The 21031-nt window shown below is 72.1% G+C and carries 18 protein-coding genes; 12 read left to right on the forward strand and 6 right to left on the reverse strand.

Features of this window, described 5'->3' with window-relative positions:
- The first annotated feature begins 84 nt into the window (after window positions 1-84).
- From AB0398_RS08720 to AB0398_RS08740, 5 genes are all read left to right on the forward strand, one after another.
- Window positions 85-2082: a copper resistance protein CopC gene (locus AB0398_RS08720; RefSeq protein ID WP_366373149.1), complete on the forward strand. Its 1998-nt coding sequence runs from the start codon at window positions 85-87 to the stop codon at window positions 2080-2082.
- Between the two features lie 96 nt (window positions 2083-2178).
- The gene (gene efeB, locus AB0398_RS08725) at window positions 2179-3450 is read left to right on the forward strand and encodes an iron uptake transporter deferrochelatase/peroxidase subunit (RefSeq protein ID WP_366373696.1); all 1272 of its coding nucleotides are present in this window, start codon (window positions 2179-2181) and stop codon (window positions 3448-3450) included.
- A 159-nt stretch (window positions 3451-3609) separates the two neighbouring features.
- Window positions 3610-4545, forward strand: coding sequence for a prephenate dehydratase (gene pheA / locus AB0398_RS08730; RefSeq protein ID WP_366373150.1), 936 nt, complete (start codon window positions 3610-3612; stop codon window positions 4543-4545).
- Window positions 4546-5042: 497 nt separating this feature from the next.
- The gene (gene serS / locus AB0398_RS08735) at window positions 5043-6332 is read left to right on the forward strand and encodes a serine--tRNA ligase (RefSeq protein WP_366373151.1); all 1290 of its coding nucleotides are present in this window, start codon (window positions 5043-5045) and stop codon (window positions 6330-6332) included.
- Complete coding sequence (locus AB0398_RS08740) at window positions 6329-7135, forward strand: HAD family hydrolase (RefSeq protein ID WP_366373152.1); 807 nt, start codon at window positions 6329-6331, stop codon at window positions 7133-7135. The genes serS and AB0398_RS08740 overlap by 4 nt, the downstream gene beginning before the upstream one ends.
- A gap of 109 nt (window positions 7136-7244) precedes the next feature.
- On the opposite strand, the gene AB0398_RS08745 is transcribed toward AB0398_RS08740, so the two are convergent.
- Entirely contained in the window at window positions 7245-7850 is a 606-nt protein-coding gene (locus AB0398_RS08745; RefSeq protein ID WP_366373153.1) for a rhomboid-like protein, read from the reverse strand.
- Window positions 7851-7979: 129 nt separating this feature from the next.
- Entirely contained in the window at window positions 7980-9383 is a 1404-nt protein-coding gene (lpdA, locus tag AB0398_RS08750) for a dihydrolipoyl dehydrogenase (RefSeq protein WP_366373154.1), read from the reverse strand.
- Window positions 9384-9506: 123 nt separating this feature from the next.
- On the opposite strand from lpdA, the gene AB0398_RS08755 reads away from it, so the two are divergent.
- Window positions 9507-10187: an FCD domain-containing protein gene (locus tag AB0398_RS08755; RefSeq protein ID WP_366373155.1), complete on the forward strand. Its 681-nt coding sequence runs from the start codon at window positions 9507-9509 to the stop codon at window positions 10185-10187.
- A complete protein-coding gene (locus tag AB0398_RS08760) occupies window positions 10184-11524 on the forward strand; it encodes an MFS transporter (RefSeq protein ID WP_366373156.1) in 1341 nt (446 codons plus the stop codon). The genes AB0398_RS08755 and AB0398_RS08760 overlap by 4 nt, the downstream gene beginning before the upstream one ends.
- Window positions 11525-11683: 159 nt before the next feature.
- Here the strand turns inward: AB0398_RS08760 and AB0398_RS08765 are convergent, their stop codons facing one another.
- Genes AB0398_RS08765 through AB0398_RS08780 form a run of 4 tightly spaced genes read right to left on the reverse strand, consistent with a single transcriptional unit; the run spans window position 11684 to window position 15208 of the window.
- Entirely contained in the window at window positions 11684-12403 is a 720-nt protein-coding gene (locus AB0398_RS08765) for an ABC transporter permease (RefSeq protein ID WP_366373157.1), read from the reverse strand.
- 14 nt (window positions 12404-12417) lie between these two features.
- On the reverse strand, window positions 12418-13329 hold the full coding sequence (locus AB0398_RS08770; protein ID WP_366373158.1) for an ABC transporter ATP-binding protein: 912 nt from the start codon (window positions 13327-13329) through the stop codon (window positions 12418-12420).
- Window positions 13326-14237, reverse strand: a complete 912-nt coding sequence (locus tag AB0398_RS08775; protein ID WP_366373159.1) for an ABC transporter permease subunit — start codon at window positions 14235-14237, stop codon at window positions 13326-13328. Before AB0398_RS08775 ends, AB0398_RS08770 begins: the two co-directional genes overlap by 4 nt.
- A complete protein-coding gene (locus tag AB0398_RS08780) occupies window positions 14234-15208 on the reverse strand; it encodes an ABC transporter ATP-binding protein (protein ID WP_366373698.1) in 975 nt (324 codons plus the stop codon). Before AB0398_RS08780 ends, AB0398_RS08775 begins: the two co-directional genes overlap by 4 nt.
- Before the next feature lie 285 nt (window positions 15209-15493).
- Between AB0398_RS08780 and AB0398_RS08785 the strand changes: the two genes are divergently transcribed.
- The 5 genes from AB0398_RS08785 (at window position 15494) to AB0398_RS08805 (ending at window position 21027) form a co-directional block, all read left to right on the forward strand.
- Window positions 15494-16339: a M24 family metallopeptidase gene (locus AB0398_RS08785; RefSeq protein ID WP_366373160.1), complete on the forward strand. Its 846-nt coding sequence runs from the start codon at window positions 15494-15496 to the stop codon at window positions 16337-16339.
- Window positions 16339-18129 carry an SDR family oxidoreductase gene (locus AB0398_RS08790; RefSeq protein WP_366373161.1) on the forward strand — a complete coding sequence of 597 codons (1791 nt, stop codon included), beginning with the start codon at window positions 16339-16341 and terminating at the stop codon, window positions 18127-18129. Before AB0398_RS08785 ends, AB0398_RS08790 begins: the two co-directional genes overlap by 1 nt.
- A 237-nt stretch (window positions 18130-18366) precedes the next feature.
- Entirely contained in the window at window positions 18367-19296 is a 930-nt protein-coding gene (locus AB0398_RS08795; protein WP_366373162.1) for a MerR family transcriptional regulator, read from the forward strand.
- A 177-nt stretch (window positions 19297-19473) separates the two neighbouring features.
- Window positions 19474-20016, forward strand: coding sequence for an RNA 2'-phosphotransferase (locus AB0398_RS08800; RefSeq protein WP_366373700.1), 543 nt, complete (start codon window positions 19474-19476; stop codon window positions 20014-20016).
- A gap of 138 nt (window positions 20017-20154) precedes the next feature.
- Window positions 20155-21027, forward strand: coding sequence for a DUF72 domain-containing protein (locus AB0398_RS08805; protein WP_366373163.1), 873 nt, complete (start codon window positions 20155-20157; stop codon window positions 21025-21027).
- Window positions 21028-21031: the final 4 nt, after the last annotated feature.

Genomic DNA, 21031 nt, shown 5'->3' on the forward strand with positions numbered 1-21031 from the left:
TTGACGGAGTCCGCACAGAACCGGTTCGGACGGAGCCGGTTCATACAGAGCCGGTTCGCACAGAACTGACGGAGTGACCCAGAGATGACAACCACCGCCCCGCGCCTCGGTACCGCCCTGGCACGGCTGCTGATCCTCGCGGCCGCGCTCCTCGGCACGCTGCTCGCCGGCGCCGCGCCCGCCTCCGCGCACGCGGCGCTCACCGGCAGCGACCCGCAGGACGGGGCGGTGGTCGCCACCGCTCCCAAGGAGGTCAACCTCACCTTCTCCGAGCAGGTCGCCATGAGCGCCGACTCCATCCGGGTCCTCGACCCGGCGGGGCGGCGGGCCGACACCGGCGAGATACGCGACCTGTGCAGCGGCTCCATCGTCCGGTACGGGGTGGAGCTCCGCGCCGGACTGCCCGACGGCACGTACACCGTGGCCTGGCAGACCGTCTCGGCCGACAGCCACCCCATCGCCGGGGCCTTCACCTTCTCCATCGGCGCCCCGTCCGCGACCTCCGTCGCCCTGCCCGACCGGGAGCCCGGCGGCGGGCTCGTCGGCGCCCTCTACGGCATCGCGCGCTACCTCTCGTACGCCGGTTTCGCCGTCCTCGTCGGCGGCGGCGCCTTCGTCCTGGTCTGCTGGCCGCGCGGCGCGGGCGTCCGCCCGGTGCAGCGGACGGTGGTACGGGCCTGGCTCACCCTCACCGGCGCCACGCTGGTGATGCTGCTCCTGCGCAACCCGTACACCGGCTCCGGCGAACTCGCCGACGCCTTCGACCTGGCGGGCCTGAAGAGCGTCCTGGAGACGAAGACCGGGGCCGCGCTCACCTCCCGGCTGCTGCTGCTCGGCGCGGCCGCCCTCTTCGTGGCCGTCCTCTTCGGCTCCTACACCCGGCGCACCGACCCGAAGGAGAAGAAGGACCTCGTCTTCGGCCTCGGCATCGGCGGCACCGTGGTGGCCGCCGGGATCGCCGGCACCTGGGCCCTGGCCGAGCACGCCTCGACCGGGATCCAGCCGGGCATCGCCATGCCCGTGGACATCCTGCACCTCCTCGCCGTGGCCACCTGGCTCGGCGGCCTCACGGTGCTGCTCGTCGCCCTCTACCGGACGCCCTCCGTCGAACGCGTCGCGGTCGAACGCTTCTCCAAGGTCGCCTTCGCCTCCGTGGCCGTCCTCGTGGCCACCGGGATCTACCAGTCCTGGCGCCAGGTCGGCTCCTGGTCGGCCCTGACCGGCACCCGCTACGGACAGCTCCTGCTCGTCAAGATCAGCCTGATGGGCGTTCTCGTCGGGATCGCCTGGATCTCCCGCCGCTGGACCCAACGGCTCGCGGACCTGCCTTCGGCGGAGAAGACGGACGAGGAGGCGGTAGAGGGGATCGAGAACGACGAGACTTCCGAGACCGAAGAGGCCGACACGGCTTCCGGAGCCGCCCCCGACGACGACCCTGACATCGACCCCTCCGTCGACTCCGGCGCCGGCCCGGACGACTCCGACGCCGACCGCCACATCGCCCCCGAGCGGGCCGCCCAGCTCGCCCGGCAGCGGGCCGCCGTCGCCACCGCCCGGCGCAAGCGGGAGCGGGACGCCGACCCGGAGCGGTCCGGACTGCGCCGCTCGGTGCTGACCGAGGCCGCCGTCGCCGTCGTCCTCCTCGTCGTGACCACCGTCCTCACCGCGACCGAGCCCGGACGCACCGAGGAGGAGGCCGGGCGGTCCACCGCCGCCTCCGGCCCGGCCGCCGTGCCCGACCGGCCCGTCGACATCCGGCTTCCCTTCGACACCGGCGGCGTCGACGGCAAGGGCGTCGTCCGGCTCAGCCTCGACCCCGGCCGCACCGGCGCCAACGGGCTCCACCTCTACGTCGAGCGCCCCGACGGCAAGCCGCTGGACGTACCCGAGATCAAGGTCGCCCTCACCCTGGAGGCCAAGGCCGTGGGCCCGCTGCCCGTCGCCCCCGACCGCATCCAGGCCGGACACTGGAGCGCGAGCGGCGTCCAGATCCCGATGCCCGGCGAGTGGCGGATCCAGGTGACCGTCCGTACCTCCGACATCGATCAGACCACCATCGACAAGAACGTGAAGATCGGCTGACCCCCCGTGAGCGAGCGCGACAACCTCAAGGCGTCCCGGACCAAGACGTCCCGGCCCGAGACCTCCGGCCCCGAGACCCCTCGGGCCGCGGCCCCCCTGACCGAGGCCACCCGGGTCGAGATCTCCCGGCGGCGGCTGCTCGGCACCGTCGGTGCGGCGGGCGCGGCCGGTCTGGCCGTCGGCGTGGCTGGCGGCGCCGGGATCTCGGCGGCCGTGTCCGGTGACGGCACCGCCTCCGCGAACGGCTCCGGCGGTCCGGAGGCCCTGACCACCGTCGGCTCGACCGAGGTGATGTTTCACGGGAAACATCAGGCGGGCATCACCACCCCCCTCCAGTCCCGCGGCCACCTGGTCGCCTTCGACCTCGCTCCCGGCGCCGGACGCAAGGAGGCCGTCGCCCTGATGCGCCGCTGGTCGGCCACGGCGAAGACGCTGATGTCGGGCAAGGCTCCGGCCCAGGACACCGGGGTCGCGCTCGACGCGGGACCCTCCTCCCTCACGGTCACCTTCGGCTTCGGCCGCACCTTCTTCGACCGCACCGGTCTCGCCGCCCGGCGCCCCGCCGGGCTCGACCCGCTGCCGGCCTTCTCCTCGGACGCCCTGGATCCCCGGCGCTCGGAGGGCGATCTGTGGGTGCAGATCGGTGCCGACGACGCCCTCGTCGCCTTCCACGCCCTGCGCGCCGTGCAGAAGGACGCGGGCGACGCCGCCCGGGTGCGGTGGCAGATGAACGGCTTCAACCGCTCGGCCGGGGCCACCGCCCGGCCGATGACCACCCGCAACCTCATGGGCCAGGTCGACGGCACCCGCAATCCGAAGCCCGCCGACCCCGACTTCGACCGGCGGATCTTCGTGCCGGCCGGAGCCACCGGCGCCCAGGAGTGGATGGCCGGCGGTTCGTACGCGGTGGTGCGCCGGATCCGGATGCTCCTGGACGACTGGGAGAAGCTGCCGCTGGACGGGCAGGAGAAGGTGATCGGGCGCCGGAAGTCCGACGGGGCCCCGCTCACCGGTGGCACCGAGACCACCGAACTCGACCTGGACAAGCGCGGCCCCGACGGCGGGACGGTCATCCCCGACAACGCCCACTCCCGGATCTCCGCCCCCGAACAGAACGGCGGGGCGGCGATGCTGCGCAGGCCGTTCTCCTTCCACGACGGCATCGGTCCGGACGGGACGCCGGACGCCGGTCTGCTCTTCATCTGCTGGCAGGCGGACCCGCTCCGGGGCTTCGTCCCGGTGCAGCGCAAGCTCGACCGGGGCGACGCGCTGTCCCCCTTCATCCGTCACGAGTCGAGCGGCCTCTTCGCGGTGCCGGGCGGTCCCGCCGAGGGCGAGTACGTGGGCCAGCGCCTCCTGGAGGCGTGAGGCCGCCCGGGCCGCGAGCGACGCGAGACGCCCGGCCGACGACCGGGTGGCGCGCCGGTGTACGGGTGACAGGACAGGGAGCCGGCGGGCGGTCGCCGACGGGGAGCGGCGTCCGGCGGACGGCCGTCGATGGCCCCCGGCGACCATTAGGGTGACGGTATGTCCGCCACCCGGTACACCTATCTCGGCCCCGAAGGCACCTTCACCGAAGCGGCGCTACGCACGCTGCCCGAGGCCGCGACACGGGAACTCGTCCCCATGGTCTCGGTCCCGGCCGCCCTCGACGCCGTACGGAACGGGGAGGCCGCCGCCGCGCTCGTCCCGATCGAGAACTCGGTCGAGGGCGGGGTGACCGCGACCCTGGACGAACTGGCCTCCGGCGAGCCGCTGGTGATCTACCGCGAGGTGCTCCTGCCGATCGCCTTCGCGCTGCTCGTGCGTCCCGGGACCGCGCTCTCGGAGATCAAGACGGTCACGGGCCACCCGGTGGCACAGCCGCAGGTCCGGAACTGGCTGCGGAAGCACCTGCCCGAAGCGGTGTGGGAGTCGGCCGCGTCCAACGCGGACGGGGCCCGGCTGGTGCGGGAGGGCCGCTTCGACGCCGCCTTCGCGGGGGAGTTCGCGGCGGCGACGTACGGGCTCGAAGCGCTGGTCACCGAGATCCACGACGCGGAGAACGCCGAGACCCGGTTCGTGCTGGTGGGCCGGCCGGCCCGGCCCGCGGCCCCGACGGGCGCGGACAAGACCTCGGTGGTGCTGTGGCTGGGTGACGATCATCCGGGTGCCCTCCTCGAACTGCTCCAGGAATTCGCGGTGCGCGGGGTGAACCTGATGCTGATTCAGTCCCGTCCCACGGGGGCGGGGATCGGGAACTACTGCTTCGCCGTGGACGCCGAGGGCCATATCGCGGACCGGCGGGTCGGCGAGGCGCTGATGGGGCTCAAGCGGATGTGCCCCAAGGTGCGGTTCCTCGGCTCGTACCCGAGGGCGGGCGTCGCGGTCGAGGACGTGCGGGCGCTGCGGCGCGGCACCTCGGACGAGGAGTTCATGGCGGCCTCCGACTGGTTGGCGAGGGCCCAGGACGGTCGGGCCTGACCCGAGAATGGCGGATCGCCCCCGGCAGCGTGCGCGGTCGTCCACAGGTGCGAACCACTAGTCCTACCTGCATACTTTTCGGTTACCCACAGAGGTTATCCACAGGCATTCCACCGGACCTGGGGACAAGTCGACACCGCACTCCGGCAAGGTCGACAAATCACCCTGACCACTCTCTCAACTCCCCCCTCGACCGGGACGCCATCCACAGCGCTCCACCTGCGCCTTCGTCAGCATCCCCCGATGGACCCACTCTTCGGAGTGAGTGATTCCCACCCGAATGAGTGTCTCGATGCCGTTCGATCACGGATTTCTCAGGCGCGGAGAGGGAAAGGCCTGGGACTCTTTCCGTAGTCCACAGATTTTCCACACAGCCTGTGGATAACTAGACGCGCTCGCCTCGCACCCGGAATTTCCGAATGTGGCAATTCGGGTGAAACGGCACACGCCCTCTTATCCGGTGGGGTCGTGCGAACGCGCACCGGTAGCCTGGTGGGGTGATTGACCTTCGCCTGCTCCGTGAGGACCCCGACCGTGTTCGCGCCTCCCAGCGCGCCCGTGGAGAGGACGTCTCCCTCGTCGACGCCCTGCTCTCCGCCGATGAGCGGCGCAGGTCGTCCGGCGTCCGCTTCGACGAGCTCCGATCCGAGCAGAAGGCGCTCGGCAAGCTGATCCCCAGGGCCACCCCGGAGGAGCGCGCCGAGCTCCTGAAGAAGGCCGATCAGCTCAAGACCGACGTCAAGGCCGCCGAGGCCGAGCAGAACGAGGCCGACGAGACGGCCAAGCGCCTGCTGCTCCAGCTCGGGAACATCGTCCACACGGACGTCCCGGTCGGCGGCGAGGAGGACTTCGTCGTCCTGGAGACGCACGGCACCATCCGCGACTTCGCGGCCGAGGGCTTCGAGCCCAAGGACCACCTGGAGCTGGGCGAGGCGCTCGGCGCCATCGACGTGGAGCGGGGAGCCAAGGTCTCCGGTTCGCGCTTCTACTACCTGACCGGCGTCGGCGCCCTCCTGGAGCTGGCCCTGGTCAACGCGGCGATCGCCCAGGCCACCGAGGCCGGCTTCATCCCCATGCTGACCCCCGCGCTTGTCCGCCCGCGCGCCATGGAGGGCACCGGCTTCCTCGGCCAGGCCGCGGAGAACGTGTACCACCTGGAGAAGGACGACTACTACCTCGTCGGCACCTCCGAGGTCCCCCTCGCCGCGTACCACATGGACGAGATCATCGACGCCGACAAGCTGCCGCTGCGGTACGCGGGCTTCTCGCCCTGCTTCCGCCGCGAGGCCGGCACGTACGGCAAGGACACCCGCGGCATCTTCCGCGTCCACCAGTTCGACAAGGTCGAGATGTTCTCGTACGTCGCGCCCGAGGACGCGGAGAACGAGCACAAGCGCCTCCTGGACTGGGAGAAGCAGTGGCTGACCGGTCTGGAGCTGCCGTTCCAGGTCATCGACGTCGCCACCGGTGACCTCGGCTCCTCCGCCTCCCGCAAGTTCGACTGCGAGGCGTGGATCCCGACGCAGGGCAAGTACCGCGAGCTGACCTCGGCCTCGAACTGCGACAGCTTCCAGGCCCGCCGCCTCTCCGTCCGCATGCGCGACGAGCAGGGCGGCAAGAAGACGGTGCAGCCGCTGGCCACCCTGAACGGCACGCTGTGCGCCGTACCGCGCACGATCGTGGCGATCCTGGAGAACCACCAGCTGGCCGACGGTTCGGTGCGGGTGCCCGAGGTGCTCCGGCCCTACCTCGGCGGCCGCGAGGTCCTGGAGCCGATCGCCAAGTGAGCGCCTTCCCCTACCGCCTGGTCGCGACGGACCTCGACGGGACGCTGCTGCGGTCCGACGAGTCCGTCTCGGCCCGTACGCGGGACGCGCTCGCCGCCGCGACGGCGGCGGGCGCAGCCCACATCGTGGTCACCGGCCGGGCGGTGCCCTGGACCCGGCACATCCTCGACGACCTCGGCTACGAGGGGATCGCGGTGTGCGGGCAGGGCGCGCAGGTCTACCACGCCGGTGAGCACCGGCTGCTGACCTCGCTGACCCTGGACCGGCAGCTCGCCGGGCTCGCCCTGTCCAAGATCGAGGCCGAGGTGGGCCCGCTGGCCCTCGCCGCGAGCCGCGACGGCCTGGAGGGCGAGGTCCTGATGGGCCCCGGCTACCAGGTCCACGAGGGTCCGCTGCCGTACGTGCCGTACGAGGACCCGTCGGAGCTGTGGTCGGCGCCGCTGACCAAGCTCTACATCCAGCACCCGGTGCTGACCGACGACGAGCTGACCCGGGCCGCCCGCGCCACGGTCGGCGGGCTCGTGGACATCGTCATGGCGGGCCCCGGCATCGTGGAGATCCTCCCGCTCGGCCTCAGCAAGGCGACGGGACTCTCGCTCGCCGCGCGCCGGCTGGGCGTGAAGGCGGCGGAGACGATCGCCTTCGGCGACATGCCCAACGACATCCCGATGTTCGGCTGGGCGGCCCACGGCGTGGCCATGGGCAACGCGCACGCGGAGCTGCGGGCGGTGGCCGACGAGGTGACCACCTCGAACGAGGAGGACGGCATCGCGATCGTCCTGGAGCGACTGCTGGCCGGCTGAACCGGCCCGAAGCGTTCGAAAAGGAGGGGGCGGCCCGCGCGGACCTCGGTCCGCGCGCTCGAAGCGGCCGCCCCTCTCCTCCGGGAGATCCCCCGTGTCCCCCGTACGACTAGTGTGCGCCGGGTCGCTGTTCGTGTGCGACCGGTTTTCCGCGCGTCAGCGGACGGCAGGCGACGCCGACGGCCAGGGCGATCACGTGGCCGAGATCGGTGTACGTGCGGTCGGTGACGAGCGGGACGGCGAAGAACGCGGTCACGCCCGCGAGGTAGAACCAGCGCCAGGGGCGGGCGAGGCGGTGGGCGAGGACGCCCGCCGAGGCGGCGAGCCCGTAGCTGACCCCGATGTCGACGACGTGCGCCATGCTGCGCGGCACGTCGTGGAGGCGGATGGCCGCCAGGACCACCTGCTGGCTGACGAGCGTCGCCGTGACGTGCGCGGCGGCGACGGTGAAGAGCCACTTCGCGGTGCCGAGCCACCGCTCCACGGGCGCGTGCAGCAGCTCGAAGAGCGCCGCGTACAGCACGATGCCGGCCGGGTCCTCGATCCAGAACGCGCTGCCGATCAGGGCCCGCACCGGATGGTGCGCGAGCTGGTGCAGGTTGCTGCTGTTGCCGTGGAGGAAGTAGTCCCGCACGCCGGTGGGGGCGAGTGCGAGGACGAGGCTGGTGAGCGCGATGACCGCCAGCCACGCGTGCGTGCCGGGTGACGAACGCACCCACGACCTGATCGGCCGGGACGGTTCGCCACCCGGAGGGGTTCTGCTCGGCGCCTTCTCGTGCGGCGCCCGTTCGCTCGGCACCTCTCAGTGCCTATCACCCGGACCTGTCAGGCCACGGGAGGCGCCTCAGAAATTGATCATGTGTCCGGCGATCCCGTGGATCGCCTCCTTCACGGCCTCGCCCAGGGTCGGGTGCGCGTGGACGTTCCGGGCGACCTCGTGGACCGTGAGGTCCCACTGCTGGGCCAGGGTCAGCTCGGGCAGCAGCTCGGTGACGTCGGGGCCGATCAGGTGGGCGCCGATGATCTCGCCGTACTTCGCGTCCGCGACGATCTTGACGAAGCCGGTGGCGTCGCCGAGGCCGTGCGCCTTGCCGTTCGCGGTGAAGGGGAACTTCGCGACCTTGACGTCGAAGCCCTTCTCGCGCGCCTGCTTCTCGGTCCAGCCGAAGCTGGCGATCTGCGGCTGGCAGTAGGTGGCGCGCGGGATCATCGGGTAGTCGAGCTCCATCGTCTCGGCGTCCGCGATGGTCTCGGAGGCGATGACGCCCATGGCCTCGGCGGTGTGCGCGAGCATCAGCTTCGCGGTGACGTCGCCGATGGCGTAGATGTGCGGCACGGAGGTGCGGCAGCGGCCGTCGACGTCGATCGCGCCGCGCTCGGTCAGGGCGACGCCGGTGTTCTCCAGGCCGAAGCCGGTGACGTTCGGGGCGAAGCCGATCGCCTGGAGGACCTTGTCGGCCTCCAGGACCTTCTGGGAGCCGTCCTTGGCGGTGACGGTGACGCGGACCTGCGGGCCGGACTCGTCGATGGACTCGACGCGGGTCGAGGTCAGGACGTCGATGCCGAGCTTGCGGTACTGCTTCGCCAGCTCCTTGGAGACGTCCTCGTCCTCCAGCGGGGCGACGCGGTCGAGGAACTCGACGATCGTGACCTTGGTGCCGTAGTTGTTCAGGACGTACGCGAACTCGATGCCGATCGCGCCGGCGCCGGCGATGACGATCGACTTCGGGGCGTCCTCGGCGAGGATCTGCTCCTCGTACGTCACGACGCGGTCGGTGCGGGAGGTGCCCGGCAGCAGGCGCGGGGTGGCGCCGGTGGCGATGATGCAGTTGTCGAAGGCGATCGTCTGCGTGGTGCCGTCGGACTTGGCCACCTGGAGGGTGTTCGCGTCGAGGAAGGTGCCCCGGCCGTCGAACTCGGTGATCCCGTTCTTCTTCATCAGGTAGTGGACGCCCTTGACGCGGCCGTCCGCGACCGTACGGCTGCGGCGGAACGCCTCCGTGTAGTCGAAGGAGACGGTGCCGTCGACCTTGATGCCGAAGGTCTTGGCCTCGTGCTGGAAGATGTGGGCGAGTTCGGCGTTGCGCAGCAGCGCCTTGGTGGGGATGCAGCCGACGTTCAGACAGACGCCGCCCCAGTACTTCTCCTCGACGACCGCGACCCGCTTGCCCAGCTGGGCGGAGCGGATGGCGGCGACGTAACCGCCGGGGCCGGCTCCGAGTACGACGACGTCGAAGCGGTCTGACATGACTGACTCCCGAGGGTGATGAGGGTGTGCGGTCCGCGTACGGCCCCACAGTAGCTCCGTGTCCTCGGGATACTGAGTTGTAGGATGACCGGGCAACCGGGCGAACGAAGAGGGCGGAACGGCATGGCACTCAGGGCGGCGGGACGGACCTCACTGGTGGACTCCGCGGTGGAGCAGCTCCGCGGTCAGCTCGCGGACGGGGAGTGGGCGGTCGGCGACCGCATCCCCACCGAGCACGAACTCGCGCAGCAGCTCGGCGTGGGCCGCAACACCGTCCGCGAGGCCGTCCGGGTCCTCGTCCACGCCGGTCTCCTGGAGTCCCGGCAGGGCAACGGCACCTTCGTCCGGTCCACCGCGGACCCGGCGGCCGTCCTGCGCGGGGTCCGGCACGCGGGCGCGGCCGACGTGCTCGAACTGCGGGTCGCCCTGGAGGCCGAGGCCGCCCGGCTCGCGGCGGCCCGGCGCGACACCCACGACCTGCTGCGGCTGCGGGCCGCCCTGACCACCCTGCGGGAGGAGGGCGACCGGGACGCCGACGCGGACCTCGCCTTCCACCTGGCGGTCGTCGGCGCGACCCACAACGCGGCCTTCGTGGAGGTGTACCGCTTCTTCTCCGCCCAGGTCCACGAGGTCCTGGTGGAGGCGCTCGGCGACCGGGAGATGCCGCCGGTCGACATCGACGCCCACGAGGCCCTGGTGGCCGCCGTCGAGGCGGGCGACCCGGAGGCGGCGGAGCGCCAGGCCCGCGAACTGCTGCGGGTGCCGATGGAGACGGTCGCGGCGCTGACGGAGCGGTCCCGATGAGCACCGGAGCGCGCACGTCCGGAGCCCGCACGTCCGAAGTCCCTACGTCCGGAGCGCGTACGTCCGGTTCGGAGGCGGGCGGCGCGGCGGCGCCCGTGCTCGTCGACGCGGAGGCCGGGGTCCGGCCCTCGGTGACGGGGGCGGCGGCCCGGCGCGCCCTGCTCGCGCATCCGGCGCTGCTCCTCGTCGGGATCGTGCTGGCCTCGCTCAACATGCGGGCCGCCCTGGCAAGCGTGGCGCCCCTGGCCGGCGAGATATCCGCCGCCTTCGGGCTCTCCGCGGCCGCGAGTTCGCTCGTCACCTCGGTGCCGGTGCTCTTCCTGGGCGCGGGCGCGGCGGTCGCGCCGTGGCTGGGGCGCCGGTTCGGCGCCGAACGCGTGCTGTTCGCGGCGCTCCTGCTGCTCGGCGCCGGCATCCTCGCGCGCGTCCTGCCGTCCGTGTACGCGCTGTACGGCGGCGGGGTCCTCGTCGGAACGGCGATCGCCCTGCTCAACGTGCTCATGCCGGGCCTGATCAAGCGCGACTTCCCGGACCGGGCCGCGACGATGACCTCGGTCTACACGGGCGCGATGATCGCGGGCGCCACGGTGGCCGCGGCGGCGGCCGTCCCCCTGGAGAAGGCCCTGGGCGGCGGCTGGGAGGCCTCCCTCGGCTTCTGGTCGCTGCTCGCCGCGGTGGCGGCGCTCGCCTGGCTCCCCCAGGTGCTGATCGCGCGCGGCCGTACGGGTCACGCGGTACGGGCCGTCCCGGCCGGCGGCACCCGCCCGGTGAACGTCTGGCGCTCGGCGCTCGCCTGGCAGGTCACCCTCTTCATGGGCCTGCAGTCCCTCTGGACGTACGTGCTGATCGCCTGGATGCCGACGATCCTCGTCGACCACGGGATGGACCGCTCCACCGCCGGCGTGGTCTTCGCCTTCAACAACCTGGTGCAGGTGGCGGGCGCCTTCGTGGTGCCGCTGCTCGCCGGACGGATGCGGAGCCAGCGTCCGCTGATCGTGCTCGTCACCACCCTTGTCGCGGCCGGTTACGCCGGTCTGATGGTGGCGCCGGTGGAGGGCGCCTGGCTCTGGTCGGCGCTCCTCGGCGTCGGTCAGGGCGGCGCGGTCGGGCTCGCCCTGACCCTGATCGTGCTGCGCTCCGGGGACGCGGTGACCGCGGCCGGACTCTCGGGGATGTCCCAGACGGTCGGCTATCTGCTCGCCGCCGCGGGCCCGCTGGCCGCCGGCACCCTCCACCAGGCCACCGGCTCCTGGACCCCGCCGATCTGCGCGGTCCTCGGCGTCTGCGCGACGGCCCTGGCCGTGGGGCTCCTCGCGGCCCGGAACCGGACGGTCTGAGGAACGGGCCGAGCCCCTGGCTGGACCGGGCCGGGCCGGGCCGAGCCGATCCGGCCGGGCGAGGAACGGACGGGAGTGGCGGTACGGCTCCGGGCGGGCCTCCCGGATCCGGGGGCGACACCCCTCGGAGCCGTACCGCTTCCGTGTCCGGCCTCGGGGCTACTCCTCGCCCGCCAGGGTCAGTCGGCGGAGCTTCTGGCCGGCGAACCAGGTCGCCGCGACCGTGACCGCCACCAGGAGGACCACCGCCGTGGGGAGTCCGACCTCGGAGGTGACCAGGCCGTCGCCGGTGACCTTCTCCGCGAGGGCGAGCGCCCACTGCTGGACGCTCAGGGTGCGGGCGCCCGCGATCAGGGAGCCGAAGAGGGCCTCCCACACCAGGGCGTAGACCAGGCCGATCACCACGGCGTGCCGGCTGACCGTGCCGAGCAGCAGGAACAGGGCGCTGTACGCGATGGAGGCCACGAGCGCCGCCACCGTGTACGCCACGGCCACCTGCTGGCCGTTGCCGTTGAGGATGAACCCGGCGATCAGCGTCGGCACCGCCGAGAAGACCATCGTCACCGCGATCGCCACGATCAGCTTCGTGAAGATGATCGTGGGCCGCTTCACCGGCTTGGACAGCAGGTAGACGATCGAGCCGTCGTCGATCTCGGGGCCGATCGCGCCCGTGCCGGCGATGACACCGATCAGCGGGACCATCGTGGCCAGGGCGAAGCCGCCGAGGACGTCGGCCGCGACCTGGTCGTCCGCGCCGTTGAACATGCGGACCGCCGCCGAGATGACCAGCAGCATGGCGGGCAGCAGGAAGAGGATCAGGGCCCTGCGGCGGCCGAGGAGGGCCCGGTAGGTGAGCCGGGCGACTGTGGGGTTGTACATCGGTCAGGCTCCTTTCAGGCCGCTACGAGGTACGAGAAGACCGATTCGAGGGACTCGTCCGAGGGCGAGACCGTCAGGAGACGGATCCCCCGCTCGCGCGCGACCTTCGGCAGCAGTTCCGTGAACCGCCCGAAGTCGACCGCCTGGATGCGCAGTCCGCCGTCCGCGTGGTCGACCTCGATGCCGGCCGTGGACGGGTCGGCGATCAGCGCGGCCGCGAGGGCCCGGTCGTCGCTGGAGCGGACGAGGTAGCGGTGCGGCCGGTCCGTCATGAGGCGGCGGATCTTGCGGAAGTCGCCGGAGGCCGCGTGCCGTCCGGCCACGATCACCTCGATGTGGGAGGCGAGCTGCTCGACCTCCTCCAGGATGTGCGAGGAGAACAGGACCGTGCGACCGGCCGCGCCCATCCGCCGCAGCAGATCCATCAGCTGCATGCGCTGGCGCGGGTCCATGCCGTTGAACGGCTCGTCGAGCAGGAGCACCGACGGATCGTGGACGAGGGCCGAGGCCATCTTCACGCGCTGCCGCATGCCCTTGCTGTACGTGGAGACCTTGCGGTCCTGCGCGTACTCCATCTCGACCGTGGCCAGGGCCCGCTGGGCCTCCTTGGCACCGAGGCCCTGGAGTTCGGCGTTGGCCACGACGAACTCGCGGCCGGTCAGGAAGTCGTACATCGCCTCCCGCTCGGGCACGACGCCGATGTCGCGGTAGACCGACTCGTTCCCCCAGATCTTCCGCCCGTCGAGGGTGACGGTGCCGGTGGAGGGGTCGAGGAAGCCGCCCATCATGTTGATCAGGGTGGACTTCCCGGCGCCGTTGGGACCGAGGAGACCGGTGACGCCGGGACCCACCGCCATCGTGACGTCGTTCACGGCCACGACGTTTCCGAACCAGCGGGAGACGTGGTCGATGTGGAGCGTGGTCACAGTCCGACCTTTCGGTAGCGGCGCATCAGGATGCCGTACGAGCCGGCGATCAGCGCGAGGACGACCAGCAGGTAGACCACGCCGACTCCGGCACTCGGGCCTCCGAGCTCGGGGAACATGGGCGGTGCGCCCAGGAAGGCGGTCTGCACGCCGTCGACCAGGGTGATCGGCGAGAACAGGCCGAGCCACTCGATGGCGCCCGGGTTCTCCGTGGCGTAGGCGATGCCCATGAGCGTCGAGACCGCGCCGTACGAGATGGTCAGGACGCCGATGACGGCGGCGACGCCGAAGCCGCGGCGCGGGGTCAGGGCCGCCATGACGAGGCCGATGCCGCCGAAGAGCAGCGAGAGGAGCGCCACGGAGACGATCCCCTGGCCGAACATCTTGGCCTGCTCGGCGAAGTCCATCTTGGCGAGCATCGAGCCGATCCACATGATCAGCAGCGGGACGGCCGTGAGGATGAAGAGCGCCGACGCCATCGCCCCGTACTTGGCGAGGACGTAGTCCGCGCGCTCGATCGGACGGGAGAAGTACAGGGGCACGGTCCTGAACCGGAGGTCGCGGGAGACGGACTGCGGCGCCTGCGAGGCCAGGAAGATGCCGATGACGACCTGGAGGAAGATCGCGTACTGCGTGTACTCGATCGAGAGCTTGGTCTGCTTGGTGGCGACCGCGACGGCGACGATGATCAGCGCCGGGGCGCACATCACGCCGGCGAGCAGCATCGGCAGCACCTTGGACTTGGCGCTGCGGCCCAGTCCGTACGCGCCGCGCAGGGACTGCGAGAAGAGCGACCGGCGCGCGTACGCCCGGCCGAGGCGCGGGCCGTCGTAGGACCGGTACCCGATGTTGTGGATCCGGGTCGTGTCGGGAGCGGCCTGGGAGGGCTGGGGGATCCTGGTGCTCATCGGGCCGGCACCTCCTCGTGGGGCGTGGACGCCTCGGCGGCCTCCGGGCGGAAGACCTCGGCGATGTGGTGGCGGCGCTGCTCCATGCGGACGAGCCCGAGGCCGAGCTCGGCGACGGTGTCGCGCACGAGGTCGTACGTCTCCTCGCCCGCCGCTTCCAGGAGCAGGACGTGGCCGGCGCCGGGCAGGCCGTCCTCCATGCCCGGGTGGATGGTGACGCCGGCGGCGGCGAGGGCCGTGCGGAGGGCCGCCGTGCCGTCGGGCCGCTCGTCGGAGTCGGTGACCTCGACCGCGAGGGTCGTGGTGATCCGGGTGAAGTCGCTGGTGGAGCTGGAGCGCAGGAGGCGTCCGCCGTCGATGACGACGACGTGGTCGCAGGTGCGCTCCAGCTCGCCGAGGAGGTGGGAGGTGACGAGGACGGAGATGCCGAAGTCGGTCCAGATCCGGCGGATCAGTCCGAGCATCTCGTCCCGGCCCACCGGGTCGAGGCCGTTGGTCGGCTCGTCGAGGAGGACCAGCTTCGGGTCGTGGACCAGCGCCTGGGCGAGCTTCACCCGCTGCTTCATGCCGGTCGAGTACCCGCCGATGGGGCGGTAGCGCTCCTCGTACAGGCCGACGTGGCGCAGGGTGTCGGCCGTCCGCTCGCGGGCGGCGGTCGCGGGCAGCCCGGACATGCGCGCCATGTGGACGACGAACTCGGTGGCCGAGACGTCCGGGGGGAGGCAGTCGTGCTCGGGCATGTATCCCACGCGCTCGCGGATCTGGGCGCCGGAGGTGCGGACGTCGAGGCCCAGCACCTCCGCGTGGCCCTCCGTGGCGGGGGAGAGTCCGAGCAGGATCTTGATCATCGTGGACTTGCCAGCTCCGTTGGCACCCACCAGTCCGGTCACACCGGGCCCGATGTCCAGGGAGAGCCGGTCGAGAGCGGTCACCCGGGGGAACCGCTTGCTGAGGCTTTCGGTCGCGATCACAGTCACACCCACGAAGGTAGTGGTGTGCGCCACATGTGTCGTCAGACCAACGGCTCGATCTCTGTCCGACTACAGGAGTACAAGGCCGTAGGGGCGGAACGACGAAAGTCGTCACCTCCCCGATCGGCCGGGACACCCCAGGGGGACTTCCGACAGATCTGCCATCGGGTTTTCCACAGGCCGTCGTCCGACCCCTTGACTCAGCCGCCGAGCATTGTCACATTCATCGATGTCAAGTTACGAACGCGTAGCGCAGCCGGGCGCTCACAGGGGACGGCGGATGGCATGGCAACGGCAGTGGCAGGTGAACTCTCGGCGGAGCTGCGGGGGTTCAGGGAAGTGCAGCGGCTCTCCTACGCGTGCGCGGAAGCCGTCGCGGCGCAGCTGAAGCCGGGCGTGACCGAGCGCGAGGCCGCCCGGATGCAGCGGGAGTGGCTGTACGAGCGGGGCGTCCGGGACTGGTTCCACCGGCCGTTCGCCTGGTTCGGGGACCGCACGGCCTTCGTGGACTTCAGGATCCCGCTCCAGTTCTTCCCGACGAACCGGCGCCTGGAGCCGGGGATGCCGTTCATCCTCGACATGGCCCCGGTCTACAAGGGGTACACGGCCGACATCGGCTACAGCGGCTGCCTCGGGCTCGATCCCCTGCACGACAGGCTGCTCGCCGACCTGGCGGCCCACCGCGAGCTGATCCTGCGCGAGGTGCGCGAGCGCCGCACGCTGCGTGAGATATACGAGGACGTGGACCGGCTCATGGTCCGCCAGGGGTACGCGAACCGGCACCGGGCCTACCCCTTCGGCGTCATCGCCCACAAGATCGACCGGGTGGGGGAGCGCCGCTGGTCGCCGACGCTCTTCGGCTTCGGCACCCAGGCGCTCAAGGGCCTGGCGAGCGACGCCCTGCACGGGCACCGGGACGGCTGGTCGCCGCTCTGGTCGCCGTACAAGTTCTCCGACCACCCGCCCACGCCCGGGCTGTGGGCGGTCGAGCCGCACCTCGGATTCCGGGGTACGGGCGCGAAGTTCGAGGAGATCCTGGTCGTCACCGACTCCCGGGACCCCGAGCAGAGCGCGTTCTGGCTGGACGACGATCTGCCGCACGTGCGGCGCTGGAACGAGGGAGCGGTCTGATGACGGAGCTCAAGGGAGCCCGGGAGCGCCGGGTCCGTACGGGCGGGATCGAGCTGTGCGTCGCCGAGCTCGGCGAGACGGGCCGGCCGACCGTCCTGCTCGTGCACGGCTACCCGGACTCCAAGGAGGTGTGGTCGGAGGTCGCGCTCCGGCTGGCCGAGGAGTTCCACGTGGTGCTGTACGACGTCCGGGGCCACGGCCGGTCGACGGCCCCGGCCCCGCTGCGCGGCGGTTTCACCCTGGAGAAGCTGACGGACGACTTCCTCGCGGTCGCCGACGCCGTCAGCCCGGACCGGCCGGTCCACCTCGTCGGCCACGACTGGGGCTCCGTGCAGTCCTGGGAGTTCGTCACCGTGCCGCGCACCGAGGGCCGGATCGCCTCCTTCACCTCGATGTCGGGGCCCTCCCTCGACCACTTCGGGCACTGGATCAAGCGGCGGATGACCCGGCCCACCCCGCGCCGGATAGGGCAGCTCCTCGGCCAGGGCGCCAAGTCCTGGTACGTGTACATGCTGCACACCCCGGTGCTGCCGGAGCTGGCCTGGCGCGGTCCGCTCGGCAAGCGCTGGCCGGCGATCCTGGAGCGGGTCGAGAAGGTCCCGGCCGGCGACTACCCGACGTCCTCGCTGCCGGACGACGCGGCGCACGGGGCCTGGCTCTACCGGGACAACGTCCGGGCCCGGCTCTCCCGGCCGCGCCCCGACGCGTACGCGCACGCGCCCGTGCAGCTGATCGTGCCGACCGGCGACGCCTTCCTCTCCGACCGGCTCTACGACGACCTGGGCACCTGGGTGCCGGAGCTGACCCGGCGCACCCTGCCCGCCAAGCACTGGGTGCCGCGCACCCGGCCGGACCAGCTGTCCTCCTGGATAGCCGAGTTCGTCAGGACCCACGAGGAGCCGGCGGCCGGGACGTCGAAGCCGGTCGCGACGGCGGCGAAGAGCGGGGTGCGGCCGGAGTACGCGGAGCGGTTCGGCGGCCAGCTCGTCCTGGTGACCGGGGCGGCCAGCGGCATCGGGCGGGCCACCGCCTTCGCGTTCGCGGAGGCCGGCGCCCGGGTCGTGGCCGTGGACCGGGACGCCGAGGGGGCCGCCCGGACGGCGGAGATGGCGCGGCTGATCGGCGCCCAGGAGGCCTGGGGCGAGGTGGTCGACGTCTCCGACGAGCAGGCGGTGGAGAAACTGGCCGCCAAGGTGGAGGACGAGTACGGGGTCGTCGACGTCCTGGTCAACAACGCGGGCATCGGGCTCGCCGGCTCCTTCTTCGAGACGTCGAGCGAGGAGTGGGGGCGCGTCCTGGACGTCAACCTGTGGGGCGTGATCCACGGGTGCCGGCACTTCGGGGCGCGGATGGTCGCGCGGGGCCAGGGCGGCCACATCGTGAACACCGCCTCCGCCGCGGCCTTCCAGCCCTCCCGGGCCCTGCCCGCGTACAGCACCTCGAAGGCGGCGGTGCTGATGCTCAGCGAGTGCCTGCGCGCGGAGCTGGCCGACCAGGGCATCGGGGTGTCCGCGATATGCCCCGGCATCGTCAACACCAACATCACCGCGACCACGCGGTTCGCCGGGGTGTCGGACGCGGCGGAGGAGAAGCGGCGGCAGAAGAAGGCGTCCCGGCTGTACGGGCTGCGGAACTACCCGCCGGAGAAGGTCGCGGACGCGATCCTGGGGGCCGTCCTGCACGACCGGGCCGTCGTGCCGGTGACCCCTGAGGCCCGGGGCGCCCGCTTCCTCTCCCGGCTGAGCCCGGGAGCGCTGCGGGCCCTCGCGCGGTGGCAGCCGCCGGCGTAGGAGGCCGACGGGGAAAGGGAGAAGGGGCGGGCGACGGGGGCCGTCGAGGGGTGGCCGACGGGGAGCCGTAGAGGGGTGGCCGTCGAGGGCGGGGGCAAGGACGGACGACGCAGGGAGCCGACGGGGGACGGAGGACGGGAGCGGGCGCGGCGCAGGGCGGGGAGCGGCGGTCGTACGATCCCTCGCAGGACGGGCCCCGCGGCGGCGGGGTGGTGGAAGCGGGCGGTGGGAGCGGTTTTGTCCGAGCAGTCAGCACAGCCGGAGTACCGGATCGAGGATCTCGCCCGTCTCAGCGGGGCCACGGTCCGGACGATCCGCGCCTACCAGGACCGCGGCCTGCTGCCCCGTCCGGAGCGGCGGGGCCGGGCGAACGTCTACGGGGACGCGCACCTCGCGCGGCTCCGGCGGATCGCCGACCTCCTCGACCGGGGCTACACCCTGGCCTCGATCAAGGAGCTCCTGGAGGCGTGGGACACCGGCCGGGGGCTCGGCGGGGTGCTCGGCCTGGTCGCGGAGGTCCACGGGCCGTGGACGGACGAGGAGGCGACCCGGATATCGCGCGCGGAGCTGGACGCCCGCTTCGGCGGCACACCGGACGAGGAGGCCGTCCGGGAGGCCGTGGAGCTCGGCGTCCTGGAGCGGATCCCGGACCGGGAGACGGAGGAGTACCTCGTACCGAGCCCCCAGGAGCTGGCGGTGGCGGCCGAGCTGTACGCGGCCGGGGTGCCGTTGCCGGCGATCACCGGGCACCTGAAGGAGCTGCGGGGGCAGGTCGAGCACATCGCCTCCCGGTTCCTGGAGTTCACGACCGAGTACGTCTTCGCCCGCTATCTGGAGCACCGGCCGCCGACGGACGCGGACGCGGCCGAGGCCGCGGCGATGGTGCGACGGCTCAGGCCGCTCGCCCAGCAGACGGTGGACGCCGAACTGGCGCGTGCCATGCGTCTGTTCGCCACCCGTCACCTCCAGATCCACCTCTCTCCGGAGGCGCCGCCCGCGCAGGACGACGAGCCGCGCCCGGTGGCGCTGCCCGCCGGGACGGTCCGGGCCGTACAGGGCCTGGTCGGGGCGGAGGGGGTCGCGGCCTTCGTCGCGGCGGCGACGGAACGGGAGCTCCACAAGAGGACGTTGGACGCCCTTACCTCAAGCCACCACGAGAAGACATAGCTGAACAAAACGCCCAATTGCCTTGAAATGAAGGCCTCGTTGTCCACAGAAAGACCAACTCTCCTGTGGATAACCCGGCTTGGCTGTGGATCAAACCTGCCTGCGAAAATCATCGGAAATCATTGGCCGGGGCGGCACCGGCTTCGGCATCCTGACCGGATGACCCCACGACCACCCATGGACGAGCGCCGCACGGTGAAGGTCTCCAAGTACCTCTCCAAGCACCTGCGCCACCAGCCCGAGCGCATCGGTCTCGTCCTCGACGCACAGGGCTGGACCGAGATCGACGCGCTGCTCCGGGCCACCGCCGAGCACGGCTTCCCGATCACCCGCGAAGAGCTCGACCACGTCGTCGCGACCAACGACAAGAAGCGCTTCGCGATCGAGGGCACCCGCATCCGCGCCAGCCAGGGCCACACCGTGCGGGTGGACCTGGACCTGCCGGCCGCCGAACCGCCCGCGTACCTCTACCACGGCACGGTCGCGGACCGGCTTCCCGCGATCCGGGCGGAGGGGCTGCGGCCCATGGCCCGCCACCACGTGCACCTCTCCCCCGACCGGGAGACCGCGACCCGGGTCGGCGCCCGCCGGGGCCGGCCGGTCGTCCTGAGCGTCGACGCCGGAGCCATGCACCGGGCCGGACACGTCTTCCACGTCAGCGCCAACGGGGTCTGGCTGACCGACGCCGTCCCGCCGGAGTTCCTCCGCCTCCCGTCCTGACCCCGATGTCACCGAAGAGCGACGCGACCGGGCCCACGCGACCGAAGGTCCACGTGTCCGGAGGACAACGCCTCCGGGCCCGCGGAAACCCCCGCGTGCCGGACGAATCCGCCACGGGTCCCGGGGAACACTGGCCGGATGGGAGAGATCCGGGTCGGAACCTGCTCGTGGACGGACAAGGCGCTGGTGGCCAGCGGCTGGTACCCGACGGGGCGGCGTGACGCGGAGGGCAGGCTGCGGCACTACACCACCCGGTTCCCGGTGGTGGAGGTCGACTCCACGTACTACGGGCTGCCCAGCACCCGCAACAGCCGGCTGTGGGCCGAGCGCACCCCCGAGGGCTTCCGCTTCGACGTGAAGGCGTTCTCGCTGCTCACCGGGCATCCGACCCGGCAGGAGGCACTGCCCGCCGACCTCCGACCGGCCTTCGCGCGGCAACGGGGACGGGACGGCGTCGACCCCGGGCTGCTCGACGAGGTGTGGGACCGGTACGCCGCGGCCCTCGAACCGCTGCGCGAGGCCGGGCGCCTGGGGACGCTGCTGTTCCAGTTCCCGCACCGGCTCGTACCGGGAGGGCCGGCGGTGGAGTTCCTGCGCCGGTGCCGCGAGCGCGCCGCCGGATGGCCGGTGGCCGTGGAGTTCCGGAACCCCGGCTGGTGGCACGGGGAGAACGCCGACGCGACGGCCGCCCTCCTGACGGAGCTGGACGCGGCCGCCGTGGCCGTGGACATGACGCAGACACTGCCCGCCTCCGTGCCCCCGGTCGTACGGGTCACCTCCCCGGACCTCGCCCTGGTGCGCTTCCACGGCCGCAACACCGCGTGGGGCACCGGCACCAAGGAGGAGAGGTTCCGCCACGACTACACGCCCGGCGAACTCTCGGAGTGGGTCCCGCGCGTCCGCGAGATGTCCGGGCGGGCGCGGGAGGTCCACGTCCTCTTCAACAACTGCTGCGGCGACGCGGCCGTCCGCGCGGCGGAGTCGATGCGACAGCTGCTCGGCCTCTCGTAGGGTC

It is taken from the genome of Streptomyces sp. NPDC086147, from assembly GCF_040702165.1.
Taxonomy (GTDB): Bacteria; Actinomycetota; Actinomycetes; order Streptomycetales; family Streptomycetaceae; genus Streptomyces.